The organism is Klebsiella sp. GFKo11 (assembly GCF_056490265.1).
This window is the reverse complement of sequence record NZ_CM151369.1, coordinates 3,743,225-3,758,608: the sequence shown is the minus strand read 5'-3', so window position 1 is coordinate 3,758,608 and position 15,384 is coordinate 3,743,225. Positions and strand designations below refer to the sequence as shown.

14 protein-coding genes are annotated in these 15,384 nt (G+C 52.9%); 10 read left to right on the top strand and 4 right to left on the bottom strand.

Annotation, left to right across the window (positions count from 1 at the left end; translation table 11 throughout):
* Positions 1 to 3 precede the first annotated feature (3 nt).
* From AC07P6_RS18255 to AC07P6_RS18220, 8 genes are all read left to right on the top strand, one after another.
* Positions 4 to 1,080, top strand: a complete 1,077-nt coding sequence (locus tag AC07P6_RS18255) for a zinc-binding dehydrogenase (RefSeq protein ID WP_478314067.1) — start codon at positions 4 to 6, stop codon at positions 1,078 to 1,080.
* Between the two features lie 27 nt (positions 1,081 to 1,107).
* Positions 1,108 to 2,487: an MFS transporter gene (locus AC07P6_RS18250; RefSeq protein WP_142515113.1), complete on the top strand. Its 1,380-nt coding sequence runs from the start codon at positions 1,108 to 1,110 to the stop codon at positions 2,485 to 2,487.
* 17 nt (positions 2,488 to 2,504) lie between these two features.
* A complete protein-coding gene (locus tag AC07P6_RS18245; RefSeq protein ID WP_434659162.1) occupies positions 2,505 to 3,548 on the top strand; it encodes an NAD(P)-dependent alcohol dehydrogenase in 1,044 nt (347 codons plus the stop codon).
* A 24-nt stretch (positions 3,549 to 3,572) separates the two neighbouring features.
* A complete protein-coding gene (locus tag AC07P6_RS18240) occupies positions 3,573 to 4,409 on the top strand; it encodes a ketose-bisphosphate aldolase (RefSeq protein WP_096757304.1) in 837 nt (278 codons plus the stop codon).
* 4 nt (positions 4,410 to 4,413) lie between these two features.
* Positions 4,414 to 5,361: a carbohydrate kinase family protein gene (locus tag AC07P6_RS18235; protein WP_478314066.1), complete on the top strand. Its 948-nt coding sequence runs from the start codon at positions 4,414 to 4,416 to the stop codon at positions 5,359 to 5,361.
* Positions 5,362 to 5,370: 9 nt separating this feature from the next.
* The gene (gene ydjG / locus AC07P6_RS18230; RefSeq protein ID WP_110273575.1) at positions 5,371 to 6,354 is read left to right on the top strand and encodes an NADH-dependent methylglyoxal reductase; all 984 of its coding nucleotides are present in this window, start codon (positions 5,371 to 5,373) and stop codon (positions 6,352 to 6,354) included.
* A 136-nt stretch (positions 6,355 to 6,490) separates the two neighbouring features.
* The gene (locus AC07P6_RS18225; protein ID WP_112217047.1) at positions 6,491 to 7,249 is read left to right on the top strand and encodes a DeoR/GlpR family DNA-binding transcription regulator; all 759 of its coding nucleotides are present in this window, start codon (positions 6,491 to 6,493) and stop codon (positions 7,247 to 7,249) included.
* A 137-nt stretch (positions 7,250 to 7,386) separates the two neighbouring features.
* Entirely contained in the window at positions 7,387 to 8,745 is a 1,359-nt protein-coding gene (locus AC07P6_RS18220; RefSeq protein ID WP_478314064.1) for an MFS transporter, read from the top strand.
* Between the two features lie 144 nt (positions 8,746 to 8,889).
* Here the strand turns inward: AC07P6_RS18220 and pncA are convergent, their stop codons facing one another.
* The 3 genes from pncA to sppA all read right to left on the bottom strand — a co-directional run bounded on the left by pncA (position 8,890) and on the right by sppA (position 12,544).
* Positions 8,890 to 9,531, bottom strand: a complete 642-nt coding sequence (gene pncA, locus AC07P6_RS18215; RefSeq protein WP_182238038.1) for a bifunctional nicotinamidase/pyrazinamidase — start codon at positions 9,529 to 9,531, stop codon at positions 8,890 to 8,892.
* 10 nt (positions 9,532 to 9,541) lie between these two features.
* Positions 9,542 to 10,558, bottom strand: coding sequence for an asparaginase (gene ansA, locus AC07P6_RS18210; RefSeq protein ID WP_478314062.1), 1,017 nt, complete (start codon positions 10,556 to 10,558; stop codon positions 9,542 to 9,544).
* Positions 10,559 to 10,690: 132 nt separating this feature from the next.
* A complete protein-coding gene (gene sppA / locus AC07P6_RS18205) occupies positions 10,691 to 12,544 on the bottom strand; it encodes a signal peptide peptidase SppA (RefSeq protein ID WP_478314060.1) in 1,854 nt (617 codons plus the stop codon).
* Between the two features lie 166 nt (positions 12,545 to 12,710).
* Here sppA and AC07P6_RS18200 point away from each other — a divergent pair, with 166 nt between their 5' ends.
* On the top strand, positions 12,711 to 13,262 hold the full coding sequence (locus AC07P6_RS18200) for an NAD(P)H nitroreductase (protein WP_478314058.1): 552 nt from the start codon (positions 12,711 to 12,713) through the stop codon (positions 13,260 to 13,262).
* Positions 13,263 to 13,366: 104 nt separating this feature from the next.
* On the opposite strand, the gene phoC is transcribed toward AC07P6_RS18200, so the two are convergent.
* Complete coding sequence (phoC, locus tag AC07P6_RS18195; RefSeq protein ID WP_478314056.1) at positions 13,367 to 14,113, bottom strand: acid phosphatase PhoC; 747 nt, start codon at positions 14,111 to 14,113, stop codon at positions 13,367 to 13,369.
* Positions 14,114 to 14,339: 226 nt separating this feature from the next.
* Between phoC and selD the strand changes: the two genes are divergently transcribed.
* Positions 14,340 to 15,383: a selenide, water dikinase SelD gene (gene selD / locus AC07P6_RS18190; protein WP_434659154.1), complete on the top strand. Its 1,044-nt coding sequence runs from the start codon at positions 14,340 to 14,342 to the stop codon at positions 15,381 to 15,383.
* Position 15,384 lies beyond the last annotated feature (1 nt).

Here is a 15,384-nt window from a genome sequence, read left to right as displayed (position 1 = left end):
GCAATGAAAGCACTGGCAAGATTTGGTAAGGCCTTTGGCGGCTATAAGATGATTGAGGTTCCGGAACTGGTATGCGGTCCGGATGACGTAGTGATTGAAATCAAAGCGGCGGCCATCTGCGGCGCGGACATGAAGCATTACAATGTCGACAGTGGTTCCGACCAGTTCAACTCCGTTCGTGGCCATGAATTTGCGGGCAACATTGTGCGGGTGGGGGAAAAGGTCAAGGATTGGAAAGTTGGCCAGCGGGTGGTTTCTGACAACAGCGGACACGTCTGCGGCGTTTGTCCAGCCTGTGAACAAGGTGATTTTCTGTGTTGCACAGAAAAAGTGAATTTGGGTCTGGACAACAATACCTGGGGCGGTGGATTTTCGAAATACTGTCTGGTGCCGGGGGAAATCCTCAAAATTCACCGTCACGCGCTGTGGGAAATTCCGCAGGGCGTTGATTATGAAGAAGCGGCAGTGCTGGACCCCATCTGCAACGCCTACAAATCTATCGCCCAGCAATCTAAATTCCTTCCAGGCCAGGATGTGGTGGTCTTTGGTACCGGTCCATTGGGCCTCTTTTCGGTCCAAATGGCGCGCATTATGGGGGCCGTCAATATCGTGATGGTCGGGCTGGAAGAGGATGTTGCTGTACGCTTCCCGATCGCCAAAGAGCTGGGCGCGACAGCTGTTGTTAACGGTTCCACCGAAGATGTGGTCGCGCGCTGCCAGGAAATCTGCGGTAAAGACAATCTGGGGCTGGTCATCGAATGCTCCGGTGCCAATATCGCCCTTAAACAATCGATCGAAATGCTGCGCCCGAATGGTGAAGTCGTTCGCGTCGGCATGGGCTTTAAACCTCTCGATTTCTCCATCAACGACATCACCGCGTGGAACAAAAGCATCATTGGTCATATGGCCTATGACTCCACGTCCTGGCGCAACGCCATCCGCCTGCTGGCCAGCGGCGCGATCAAAGTTAAACCAATGATCACTCACCGTATCGGCCTGTCGCAATGGCGCGAAGGCTTTGACGCCATGGTCGATAAAACCGCGATTAAAGTGATCATGACTTACGACTTTGATGAATAACCCCATTTATTAAAGGAAGGTTCCCGGATGGAACAGATAGCAAAACCGCACTGCGGCGCCAGGCTGGACAGGCTGCCTGACTGTCGCTGGCACTCATCGATGTTTGCCATGGTCGCCTTTGGATTACTGGTGTGCTGGAGTAATGCCGTCGGCGGATTAATTCTCGCGCAGTTAAAAGAACTTGGCTGGACCGATAATTCCACCACCGCTACGTTTTCCGCCATTACCACGGCGGGAATGTTTCTCGGTGCGCTTGCCGGGGGAATTATCGGGGATAAAACCGGGCGCAAAAATGCCTTTATCCTGTATGAAGCGATTCATATTATCGCCATGGTCGTGGGGGCGTTTTCGCCAAATATGACCTTCCTGATTGCCTGCCGCTTTGTGATGGGGGTGGGATTAGGTGCGCTGCTGGTGACTCTGTTTGCCGGATTCACCGAATATATGCCTGGCAGAAATCGCGGTACTTGGTCCAGTAGGGTCTCGTTTATCGGTAACTGGTCTTATCCGCTGTGCTCGCTGATTGCGATGGGACTGACGCCGTTAATCAGTGCTGAATGGAACTGGCGCGTGCAACTGCTGATCCCGGCGGTGTTGTCGCTGATTGCCACCGCCATTGCCTGGCGCTGGTTCCCCGAGTCGCCTCGCTGGCTGGAGTCTCGTGGACGTTACGCGGAAGCCGAAAAAGTGATGCGGGCAATAGAAGAGGGCGTAGTTCAGCAGACCGGTAAGCCACTGCCGCCCGTGGTGATAGAAGATGACGGCAAGGCACCGCGCTCTGTTCCGTATTCGGCTTTATTAACCGGCGTATTACTCAAGCGCGTTATTTTAGGTTCCTTTGTTCTGATTGCCATGAACGTCGTGCAGTACACCTTAATTAACTGGCTGCCGACGATATTTATGACCCAGGGCATTAACCTGAAAGATTCCATTGTCTTAAATACCATGAGTATGTTCGGTGCGCCGTTTGGAATATTTATCGCCATGCTGGTGATGGATAAAATTCCCAGAAAGACCATGGGGGTGGGCTTATTAGTATTAATCGCCGTGTTGGGATATATCTACTCGCTACAAACCAGCATGCTACTGATTACGTTAATAGGCTTCTTCCTTATTACTTTTGTGTATATGTACGTTTGCTATGCCTCGGCGGTGTATGTACCGGAAATATGGCCAACCGAAGCGAAACTGCGTGGCTCCGGACTGGCAAATGCGGTGGGGCGTATCAGCGGTATCGCTGCGCCTTACGCGGTCGCAGTACTGCTTAATAGTTACGGCGTGACGGGGGTGTTTGTACTGCTCGGGGCGGTCTCCATTATTGTCGCCATTGCCATCGCTACTATCGGAATTGAAACCAAAGGCGTCTCTGTCGAAAGTCTCGGTATTGATGCAGCCACCAGCAAATAATATTGATGGGAAAGAAAATGCAAAATTCAAAAGCAATATTAAAAACGCCCGGCACGATGAAGATTATCACCGCCGATATGCCGGTACCGAAAGAGCATGAAGTGCTGATTAAAATTGAATACGTCGGTATTTGCGGCTCAGATGTTCATGGTTTCGAATCGGGTCCTTTTATTCCGCCAAAAGACCCCAACCAGGAAATTGGCCTCGGGCACGAATGCGCGGGTACGGTGGTGGCGGTAGGGAGTCGGGTATCCAAATTCAAGCCCGGCGACCGGGTCAATATTGAGCCCGGCGTGCCGTGCGGCCACTGTCGTTATTGTCTGGAAGGTAAATACAACATCTGCCCGGATGTCGATTTTATGGCTACTCAGCCAAATTATCGCGGCGCGCTAACCCACTATCTGTGTCACCCGGAGAGCTTCACCTACAAGCTGCCCGATAATATGGACACCATGGAAGGGGCGCTGGTAGAGCCTGCGGCGGTAGGGATGCATGCCGCGATGCTGGCGGATGTTAAACCGGGGAAGAAAATCGTCATTCTGGGGGCCGGCTGTATCGGTTTAATGACTCTGCAAGCCTGTAAGTGCATGGGGGCAACCGACATTGCGGTGGTGGATGTGCTGGAAAAACGCTTGGCCATGGCCGAGAAGCTTGGGGCGACGACCGTCATCAACGGGGCAAAAGAGGACACGGTTGTCCGCTGCCAGCAATTCTCAGGCGAAATGGGGGCCGATATTGTTTTTGAAACCGCCGGTTCAGCCATCACCGTTAAGCAGGCACCTTATCTGGTGATGCGCGGCGGCAAAATCATGATTGTCGGCACGGTACCCGGTGATTCGGCGATTAATTTCCTCAAAATTAACCGTGAAGTCTCGATTCAGACCGTCTTTCGCTATGCCAACCGCTATCCGGTCACCATTGAGGCCATCTCCTCCGGTCGTTTCGATGTGAAGTCGATGGTGACGCATATTTACGATTATGAAGATGTTCAGCGCGCGTTTGATGAATCCGTTAATAACAAACGCGACATTATTAAAGGCGTTATTAAAGTTAATCATTAATTAATTGAAAAGGGAGAAATAACCATGCTAGCAGATATTAAATATTGGGAAAACGATGCCCAGAATAAACATTATGCTATTGCCCACTTTAACGTGTGGAATGCGGAAATGTTAATGGGGGTGATTGATGCGGCGGAAGAGTCGAAATCGCCGGTAATTATCTCGTTCGGTACCGGGTTTGTCGGCAATACCTCGTTTGAAGATTTTTCGCATATGATGGTTTCTATGGCGAAAAAAGCCTCGGTACCGGTCATTACCCACTGGGATCACGGACGCAGTATGGAGATTATCCATAACGCCTGGACCCACGGCATGAATTCGCTGATGCGTGATGCTTCCGCTTTTGATTTCGAAGAAAATATTCGCCTGACCAAAGAGGCGGTCGATTTCTTCCACCCGCTGGGTATTCCGGTCGAAGCAGAGCTGGGCCATGTGGGGAATGAAACGGTCTACGAAGAGGCGCTGGCCGGTTATCACTACACTGACCCAAGCCAGGCGGCTGAGTTTGTTGAGCGTACCGGCTGTGACTCGCTGGCGGTAGCGATTGGTAACCAGCACGGCGTCTACACCTCCGAACCGAAACTGAACTTTGACGTGGTTAAACGCGTGCGCCAGGCGGTATCCGTTCCGCTGGTGCTGCATGGTGCCTCCGGCATTAGCGATGCGGATATTAAGAAAGCCATTTCATTAGGCATTTCGAAAATCAATATTCACACCGAACTGTGCCAGGCCGCGATGGTGGCGGTGCAGGAGAACCAGGACCAGCCGTTCCTGCACGTCGAGCGTGAAGTACGTAAAGCCGTAAAAGAGCGCGCGCTGGAGAAAATCAAATTGTTTGGTTCAGACGGTAAAGCGGAATGACAATATGGATAAGATCGAGGTTATTTGTATAGGGGCGGCTATTGTTGATATTCCCTTGCAGCCAGTGAGTAAAAATATCTTTGATGTAGATTCTTATCCGTTAGAACGTATTGCCATGACCACCGGGGGAGACGCGATTAATGAAGCGACCATTATTTCCCGTCTTGGACATCGTACTGCGTTAATAAGCCGGGTAGGTGACGATGCTGCGGGACATTTTATTATCGAGCACTGCCGTCGGGAGAATATTGATATTCAGAGCCTGAAACAGGATGCGGATATTGATACTTCCATTAACGTGGGTTTAGTCACAGCCGATGGTGAACGCACCTTTGTCACCAACCGCAACGGCAGCCTGTGGAAACTGAATATTAACGATGTTGATTTTGACCGTTTCTCGCAGGCAAAGCTGCTGTCGCTGGCAAGCATCTTTAATAGTCCCTTGCTGAACGGCAAAGCGTTAACGGCTATTTTCACTCAGGCGAAAGCGCATAAGCTCATTATCTGCGCCGATATGATTAAACCGCGGCTGAATGAAACGCTGGACGACATCCGTGAAGCGCTGAGCTATGTGGATTATCTGTTTCCCAATTTTGACGAGGCAAAACTGCTCACCGGGAAAGAGACACTGGATGAAATAGCCGACAGTTTCCTGAGCTGCGGTGTGAAAACGGTAGTCATTAAGACCGGCAAGAGAGGCTGCTTTATCAAGCGTGCTGATATGAAAATGGAGGTCCCGGCGGTGTCGGGAATTACCGCCATCGACACCATCGGCGCGGGAGATAACTTCGCCTCGGGGTTTATCTCCGCGCTGCTTGAAGGCAAACCGCTTCGCGACTGCGCGCTGTTTGCCAACGCGACGGCGGCGATATCGGTACTCAGCGTGGGTGCCACGACGGGCGTGAAAAATAGAAAGCTGGTTGAACAACTTCTCGACGAATACGAAGGGTAATAGCGGCAGATGAAAATGATTCCTTTAGGCAGTACGGATATTACGCTCTCCCGCATGGGGCTGGGCACCTGGGCCATCGGCGGCGGTCCGGCATGGAATGGCGATCTTGATTTGCAGGTGTGTATCGACACCATTCTTGAAGCGCACCGTTGCGGCATTAATCTGATTGATACCGCGCCGGGCTACAACTTCGGTAATAGCGAAGTGATTGTTGGTCAGGCGCTGAAAAAGCTGCCGCGCAGCGAGATCGTTGTTGAAACCAAGTGCGGCATTGTCTGGGAGCGGGAAGGCAGTCTGTTTAACAAAGTGGGCGACCGCCAGCTGTATAAAAACCTTACGCCTGAGTCGATTCGCGAAGAGGTGGACGCCAGCCTGCAACGGCTCGGTATCGACAGCATTGATATTTATATGACCCACTGGCAGTCGGTAGAGCCTTGCTTTACGCCCATTGCGGAAACCATGGATACGCTTAACGCGCTCAAGAAAGAGGGGAAAATCCGCTCTATTGGCGCGGCGAATGTGGATGCCGGGCATATCAAGGAGTATCTCAAGCACGGCGAGCTGGATATCATCCAGGCCAAGTACAGCATCCTTGATCGGGCGCTGGAAGCTGAACTGCTGCCGCTATGCCAGCAGAATGGCATCATCGTGCAGGTCTACTCACCGCTTGAGCAGGGGCTGTTGACCGGAACCATCACGCGGGATTATGTCCCTGGCGGTGCGCGGGCCAACAAAGTCTGGTTCCAGCGGGAAAATATGCTGCGGGTGATTGATATGCTCGAGCAGTGGCAGCCACTGTGCGATAAATATCGTTGCTCGATCCCGGCGCTGGCGCTGGCGTGGATTTTAAAGCAGAGTGATTTAATCACCCTGTTAAGCGGGGCGACGGCACCAGAGCAGGTACGTGAGAACGTCGAAGCCCTGACGATCTCGTTAACCGATGATGATTCATTATTGATGAGGCGAATGGCAGAGGCGTTGGATACGAAATAAGAGTGATGTTACTAACCTCTGTTTCTGTGTAAAAGAGTATTTAAATCTGTGATTCAGACATGTTCTTTTGAAAATAAACATAGCCTGTGAGATACTAAGGTCTTATTATTACTTTGCAGGAAACAGAGGTGTCATCGTGGCGGCAAAAGATAGAATTCAGGCCATTAAGCAAATGGTGGCTAATGATAAGAAAGTGGTGGTCTCTAATTTAAGCTCAATTTTTCAGGTGACTGAGGAAACCATTCGCCGCGATCTGGAAAAGCTCGAAGATGAAGGTTTTTTGACCCGAACGTATGGCGGGGCGGTATTAAATACTACTGCGTTGTCCGACAATATTCATTTTTATAAGCGCGCAAAGTCTTTCTTTGAAGAGAAACAGATTATTGCGCACAATGCATTACCGTTTATTAAAAATAAAACCACTATGGCTGCTGACTCCAGCAGTACTGCCATGGAATTATTAAAACTGCTCAAGGAAAGAAACGACCTCACGTTATTAACCAACTCGGCGGAAGCGTTTCATGAGCTTGCGCAGTCGGAAATTAAAGTAGTTTCTACCGGTGGTGAGCTGAATAAGAACACGCTATCGTTACAGGGGCGGATCACCAAAGAGATTATCAGTCGCTATCATGTTGATATTATGGTGATGAGTTGCAAAGGCCTGGACATGCAGAGCGGGGCGCTTGACTCTAATGAAGCGGAGGCGGAAATCAAGAAGACGATGATCCGTCAGGCGACAGAAGTGGCCCTGTTGGTCGATCACTCTAAGTTCGATCGTAAAGCCTTTGTCCAGTTAGTCGATTTTAGTCATATTAATTATCTTATAACCAATAAGGCACCGGGTGCGGAGTGGATTGCATTTTGCAAAGAAAATAATATTCAACTCGTCTATTAATGTCAGATGAGGGTGCTGATATTATTTAAAATCGCATCGGGTTAATGCCAAAAAACTAATGATGATGGATGGCGCGGCAAGTTTTACTCTGCCGCGATCGCCATACTTTATATTTTAGCTGAATTTGAGGCATCCAGATGGAACATTGTGACCCTATCGGCGCAAGATTAGATCGCTTACCCTTATCTCGATTTCATTTTCGTATTTTCGGCATTATTAGTTTCAGTTTATTAGTCACCGGTTTTCTTAGCTATTCCGGGAACGTGGTGCTGGCAAAATTAGTCAGCAACGGCTGGTCAAATAATTATCTTAATGCCGCATTTACCTCGGCGCTGATGTTCGGCTATTTTATCGGCTCGCTGACCGGCGGTTTTATTGGCGATTATCTTGGGCGGCGCAAAGCATTTCGCATTAACCTGCTGATTGTCGGGATCTCCGCAAGCGCGGCCTCTTTTGTCCCTAACATGTACTGGCTAATCTTTTTCCGCTGCCTGATGGGCACGGGAATGGGGGCGTTGATCATGGTCGGTTACGCCTCATTTACTGAATTTATTCCGCCCGCCGTTCGCGGCAAATGGTCCGCACGGTTGTCATTTGTTGGCAACTGGTCGCCAATGCTATCAGCGGCAATTGGCGTCGTGGTTATTGCTTTTTTAAGCTGGCGGATGATGTTTTTGCTCGGCGGAGTGGCAATGCTGCTGGCCTGGCATCTGTCCGGTAAGTATTTTATTGAATCTCCTCGCTGGCTGGCAGGAAAGGGGCAGCGAAGCGCCGCGGAAAAACACCTCCTGGAAGTGGAAGCGCAAATCGAGAAAGAGAAGAATATTATCTTGCCAGATTTCCAGAATAGCGAACTGAAGGTGGACGAGTACCCGGAAAGCGGTTCCTTCTGGCTATTGTTTAAAGGGCAGATGCTGCAACGCACGCTGGTGGCGATTACCGTGCTGATCGCGATGAATATTTCGCTTTATACCATTACGGTGTGGATCCCAACGATTTTCGTTAATTCGGGGATCGATGTGACGAAATCTATTTTAATGACAGCGATTATTATGATTGGCGCGCCGGTGGGGATTTTTATTGCGGCATTGGTTATTGACCGTTTTCCGCGGCGATTATTTGGCTCATCGCTGCTGATTATTATTGCGCTGCTCGGTTATTTCTATTCAATACAAACCGAGGAGTGGGCCATTTTGAGCTATGGCCTGGTGATGATCTTTTTCCTCTACATGTACGTTTGTTTTGCTTCGGCGGTTTACGTGCCTGAACTGTGGCCGACGCATCTTCGGCTACGTGGTTCGGGCTTTGTTAACGCCGTAGGGAGAATTGTCGCGGTGTTTACGCCCTATGGTGTGGCCGTGTTGCTGACCCGCTATGGTTCAATCACCGTTTTCATTGTTCTCGGCGTGATGCTGGTGCTCTGCGCGCTGATTCTGTTTTGCTTTGGTATCGAAACGCGCAAAGTGTCGCTGGAGGAGATTTCGAGCATCGGGTGATGCTTTGCCGGTGTCCCGGAGGCGATGCTGCGCATCTGTCCGGGACACCAAACCATGCAGGCCGGTAGCCCGGGCAAGGCGCTTTGCGCCGCCCCCGGGAGAAAGATCGCACGGTGTCAATATTGAGGTCTGACGCCGGCAGAGTTACGCCTGAGTTTCTTCCCAGTCTGCCAGCGTATACAGCGTCGCGCCCGCCGCCGCCATTTCCATAAACGCGTGTGCGCTGTCCTGTGGCTGAATATTTACCCCGCGGCAGCCGTCGGTAATCACGTTGACGGAATAGCCCAGATTCAGTGCATCAAGCACGGTAAACTTCACGCAGTAGTCGGTCGCCAGGCCAAGTACGGTTAGCTCATCAATCCCGCGCTCGCGTAACCACGCATCGAGCTGGGTTTTCTGCCGATGACCGTTATCAAAAAAGGCGCTGTAGCTATCAATGACCGGGTTTTCGCCTTTATGGAACACGGCGGCAATATCCTGCTGTTTAAGCAGCGGATGCAGCGCCGCGCCTTCGCTATTCTGGATGCAGTGATCCGGCCAGAAGGTTTGCGCCAGGCCATCAAGTTCGCCCTGGGTATAGGGTTCAACCTGATGCTGGCTGGCAAAGCTGCCGTGATTCGCCGGGTGCCAGTCCTGACTGGCGACCACCGTTTCACCTCTCGCCAGACTCCATTCAATAAGCCGATTGGCGATGTCCACCGTACTATCGCCCTGCGGGACTGCAAGCGCACCGCCGGCGCAAAAATCGTTCTGTAAATCGACCAGTAACAGCGCGCGCTGGGTCATGTGCATCTCCTTACTCATCGGGGGTCAGTTCGCCACGTAGGTTTTCCTGCATTGCGCTACGGATAGCCTCAACGTCCAGATTCTGGCTCAGTAAATAGTGTAGCTTGGTCAGCGTGGCTTCAACGGTCATATCGAAACCGCTAATCACGCCTGCTTGCGCAAGGGCATTACCGGTGGCATAACCGCCCATATTCACTTTGCCGGACATACACTGAGTCAAATTAATCACCACGATGCCGCGCTGGCTGGCCTCGGTCAGCACCTGGATAAACTCGCCGTTTTGCGGAGCGTTACCGACGCCATAAGAGCGCAGAATGAGCGCCTTTACCGGCTGGAGCAGGAAGTTGCGTACCACATCGGCGGAAATACCGGGATAAATCGTTACCACGCCAATCGGCTGCGGGGTAATTGGGTGTACGATTAGCTCGCCCGCGCCGTGCGGGGCCGGAGGCGTACCGAGGCGGCGAATATGGATCCCCGCTTCCAGCAGTGGCGCGAGGTTCGGCGACGCGAAGGCATTAAATCCATCGGCATGAGCTTTGGTGGTGCGGTTACCGCGATAGAGGCGGTTATTGAAGAACAACGACACTTCATTAATCGGGTAGTTGGCGGCGACGTACAGGGCGTTGAGCAGATTAATCTGTCCGTCAGAGCGCAGCTCGGCCAAAGGAATTTGTGACCCTGTCACAATGACTGGTTTACCCAGGTTCTCCAGCATGAATGACAGCGCCGAGGCGGTAAACGCCATGGTATCCGTGCCGTGCAGGATAACGAAGCCATCGTACTGGTCATAATGGTCACGAATGTCGTCAGCGATATGCTGCCAGTCCTCCGGCGTCATATCGGAAGAGTCCATCAGCGGGGCGTATTCGTGAATGGTGAAGTCCGGCATCTCCGGGCGGTGGAACTCGGGCATTAAAGCCAGCTGACGCTGTAAATGGCCGGAAACGGGAATGTAGCCGTGTTCAGAACGCTGCATACCAATGGTACCGCCGGTATAGGCAACGTAAATAGATTTCTTCTGCATAGCATCGCTTAGGTTATATATGGACCGGCGAAGTATATACCCGACACGCCGCAAGTTGCAGGGGCGTTGGCTGCTTTTGTGTGTAACGGATGAAGTGTAAAAATGCCGCCCCGTGATTGGGGCGGCAGAGGATTAACGTATATTGGCGCAGGTTAAACAGAACGCGTAACGGTTTTGCGGATCGTTGAATGCCGCCATCTTGTCGCTTTCCGCTTTCACCGCGTTAGCCGCAGCAGCCACGGGCGCAGGCAGATACGCTTGTACCGCTGCCGGCAGCGCCGCGCGGACTGAACCGGTCAGGCTATCTACCATCATTGAGAAGAAAGTGGGATCTTCCTGATAGTAATTGATATGCCACTGTTTCAGCTTCGCCAGCTCTGCAGCTTTCGCCACTGCGTCGTCAAAGTCGCCGAGGCCATCGACCAGACCGTTAGCCTTCGCATCTTCACCCGTCCAGACGTGGCCCTGAGCGATTTGGTCAATTTTCTCAGGCGTGCTCTTACGCGCGGTCGCCACCAGGGTGATGAAGCGCTTATAGCCATTTTCGATGGTCAACTGCATCAGCTGCTGCACTTCTGGCGGCAGCGCTTTGGTGGTGGAGACGTCGGCCAGCGGTGAGGTTGCCACACCGTCGGTGTGTACGCCAATCGACCCCAGCGTATTCTCGACGGTATTAATCACCCCAAAGATACCGATGGAGCCGGTGAGGGTGCTTGGGTTCGCCACAATGTAATCCGCCGGGGTTGAGATCCAGTAACCGCCGGAAGCCGCCATACCGCCCATCGACACAACGACGGGTTTACCTGCCGCTTTTGCCGCAGCCAGCTCTTCGCGAATCACCTCTGAGGCGCTGACGCTGCCGCCAGGGCTGTTGACCCGCAGCACGATAGCTTTAACTTTCGGATCCAGACGCGCGTCGCGGATCTGCGCGGCGGTCGTATCGCCACCAACGTTACCCGGCGTTTCTTCGCCATCCATTATCGCGCCGTTAGCAAAGATAACGGCGATCGCGGAGCCCTGATCGGCAGGCGTTTTCACCGTGTAATCGTAGTAGCTGATAGCGCTGTAGTTGTTATCCGCTTTGCTCCAGCCAAACTGCTTGGTCAGCACTTTTTCCACATCAGTGGAGGTGCCCAGCTCATCAACCAGCTTGTTATCCAGTGCATATTTTGCCGTGTCGCCATCGACTTTACGCAGTCCGTCAATCACGCCCTGAGCACCTGGGAACAGCTGCTGAGCGGTAATCTGGCGGTTGGCGGCGATGGTGGCGAGGTAGTTCTGCCATAATTCGCCAATCCAGCGGCTGTCCGCATCGCGGGCTGCCGGAGACATATCGTCGCGAATAAACGGTTCTACCGCTGATTTATAGGTGCCGACGCGGAACACGTGGGTAGAGACTTTGAGTTTGTCGAGCAGCGATTTGTAGTACAGACCGTTGGTGGCAAAGCCGTGCAGATCCACTTCGCCCTGCGGTGAGAGCCAGATTTTATTGGCGAAGCTAGCCAGATAGTACTGACCCTGGCTGTAGCTGCTGCCAACAGCATACACTGGCTTACCGCTGTCGCGGAATTCGCGCAGCGCTTTGCCGATATACTGCATCGATGGCTGATCGCCGCCAGCAAAATTCTTCAGATCCAGCACGATACCGGTGATGTTCCGGTCATCTTTCGCCTGACGAATGGTTTGCACAATATCGAACAGTGAGTTTTCCTGCAGACGATCGGAGCTGGCGCCAAACAGCTGACGACCAATAACCCCTAGTTTGCTGCTGGCCGAAGGTTTATCGACCACCACGCCGGTGATATCCATCAACAGCGCGCCGCGAGTGGTGTGCTCCGTTGTGGTGGTGCTGAACTGGGCCCAGATGCCAACGCAGGCCAGCACCAGCACCAGGAAAACCACGTTCAGTGCGAGCTGGCGAATGAAGTTGAGTACTCGCCATGTCCATTTAAAAATTCCGGCGAGCAGTCGCCAAAGAGTTCGCATGTATTCTCCCTAAGCATTATCAAAAATGGGCGGACATCAGGGGCCGCCGCGTCTGGCTATCCTAAAGAGAGTGCCGACGGTTGTCAGCAGGAATCACCCGTTGGGCTGTAACAAAATCCTTGCGCATGTTAATTTTATGAAAAATCACATCACAGGAGTTATACAGATGGATGCTCTCGAACTACTGGTTAATCGCCGCAGCGCTTCACGTCTGACCGACCCGGCTCCGGCGGGTGAGCAGTTGGAAAATATTCTCCGTGCAGGCTTGCGTGCGCCGGACCATGGGACGCTACAGCCGTGGCGCTTCTTTATTATTGCCGATGAAGGGCGTGAGCGCTTTAGCCAGCTACTGGAAAAAGGTGCGGTGGCGGCAGGGGCAGATGAGAAGGCGATTGAAAAAGCCCGCAGCGCGCCGTTTCGTGCACCGCTGATTATTACCGTAGTGGCACGCTGCGAAGATCATCCAAAGGTGCCGAAATGGGAGCAGGAGATGTCGGCGGGCTGCGCGGTGATGGCCATGCAGATGACGGCCGTCGCACAGGGCTTTAACGGCATTTGGCGCAGCGGTGCATTAACCGAGAGCCCGGTGGTGCGCGAAGGATTTTCCTGCCGTGAGCAGGATAAAATAGTCGGTTTTCTCTATCTGGGCACGCCGCAGCTCAAAGCTTCAACCAACATAGCGCTGCCGGACACCGCACCGTTTGTGACGCGCTTCTGAGTCAGACCGGGTGGCGGCTAGCGCCTGACCCGGCCTGTGCTTTGAGTCCGTAACCCGGACAAGGCGCGTCAAGCGCCGCCTCCGGGGCTCCAACGGCGACGAAGTTACTTCTGCTGTTGAGCGAATTCGTCTTTCGCTTTCTGCAACTGTTGCTGGAAGGCCGGATTAGTATGCAGCGTGGCGACCACTGCTGAGCCGACAATCCGCGCCGCGTCTACGTCGCTCTGCCAGTGATAACCGCAAATGACCCGGCTCTCACCCAGCTCAAATCCGCGTTTAAGAATTTCGTTTTGCCGCTGTGGATTGACCTCAGCCAGCACCAGCGCCGTTGCCCAACCGATAGACGTATGCCCGGAAGGATAGGAACCATTTTTCGACAGCGCATCCTGCTCGGTGGTGTTGCAGGTGGCGACACCATAAAACGCAAATGGCCGAATGCGCATATACTTCTCTTTTGCGCCGCGCGTCGCCAGGTCACCAGCATCTTCAATCATATTGGTCAGTAACTTATGCAGCTCCGGCGCATCTTTCGCGGTGATGGGCGAGCCGAAGGCGCCGGAGAAGGCATTGGCCACGCCGCCGCCGCTTAGGTTTGCGTCTTCCACGGCTAATTTACCGCGCTCGGTGCCGCGCAGTAGACGGCCTTTTTCATACATCGCCTGATCGTTTAAAAATGCGATGCTTCCTACTTCCGGTGGCGGTGGCAGCAGCGCCAGGCTATCAATGGCCTGGGCATTGGTCAGATAGTAGAGATCGGGTTTAGTGGTGACGTCGTTACCGGCTGGAGCCAGGGCGAAAGCGTTAATGGAGAAGAAACTGGCCAGGCAAAGGGCGAGAACGCGCTTTTTCATTAAAATTTCCTTACGTTGTTATATGTCCAGATGAAACAGAACTATTTTTGTCACATTTCTGTCATCTTTTAGTAAAGGTTAAAATGGCGTTAAAAAAAGGGTTCTGTATCGCAAAATCGGTTTTTTGTCTGCTTAATGAGCAACTATGCGCGATTTAGGACTGTCGTACTTATCACCTTGGCATTTGGGCGCTACCATAGCGGGATTGCAATGACAGGAGATGTCCATGAGCGAGCAAGCTATTCGTTTAACGCAATACAGCCACGGAGCCGGTTGCGGGTGTAAAATTTCCCCTAAAGTGTTGGAAACGATTCTGCAGAGTGACCGGGCGAAGTTTATCGACCCGAACCTGCTGGTGGGCAATGAGACCAGCGATGATGCCGCCGTCTATGACCTCGGCAACGGCACGTCAATTGTCAGCACCACCGACTTTTTTATGCCGATCGTCGATAGCCCGTTCGACTTCGGACGCATTGCCGCGACCAACGCCATCAGCGATATTTTCGCGATGGGCGGTAAACCGATCATGGCGATTGCCATTCTCGGCTGGCCGATTAATACCCTGGCACCGGAAATCGCCCGTCAGGTCGTCGATGGCGGGCGCTTTGCTTGCCAGCAGGCGGGTATTGCCCTTGCGGGCGGCCACTCGATTGATGCTCCGGAACCTATTTTCGGCCTCGCGGTGACCGGCGTGGTGCCGACCGAGCGGGTGAAGAAAAACAGCACCGCTCAGGCAGGCTGCAAACTGTATCTCACTAAACCGCTGGGTATCGGCGTGCTGACTACCGCCGAGAAAAAATCGCTATTGAAGCCTGAGCATCAGGGGCTGGCGACGGAAACCATGTGTCAGATGAACCTCGTTGGTTCAGCGTTTGCCAATATTGAAGGCGTAAAAGCGATGACCGACGTCACCGGCTTTGGGCTGCTTGGCCACCTGAGCGAAGTGTGCCGTGGCGCGGGCGTACAGGCGCAGCTAACTTACGCCGATATCCCGAAACTACCCGGTGTGGAAGCGTATATTGCAGCGGGCGCGGTCCCGGGCGGTACCGGGCGTAACTTTGCCAGCTACGGTCATCTGATGGGCGAAATGCCGCCAGAGTGGCGCGATTTGCTGTGCGACCCGCAAACCTCCGGCGGTCTGTTGCTGGCGGTAACGCCGGATGCGGAAGCTGAGGTTCAGGCCGCGGCGGCTGAGTATGGTATTACGCTTGCCGCCATCGGCGAGCTGGTCACCGCCCGCGGCGGTCGCCCAATGATCGAGATCCGTTGAT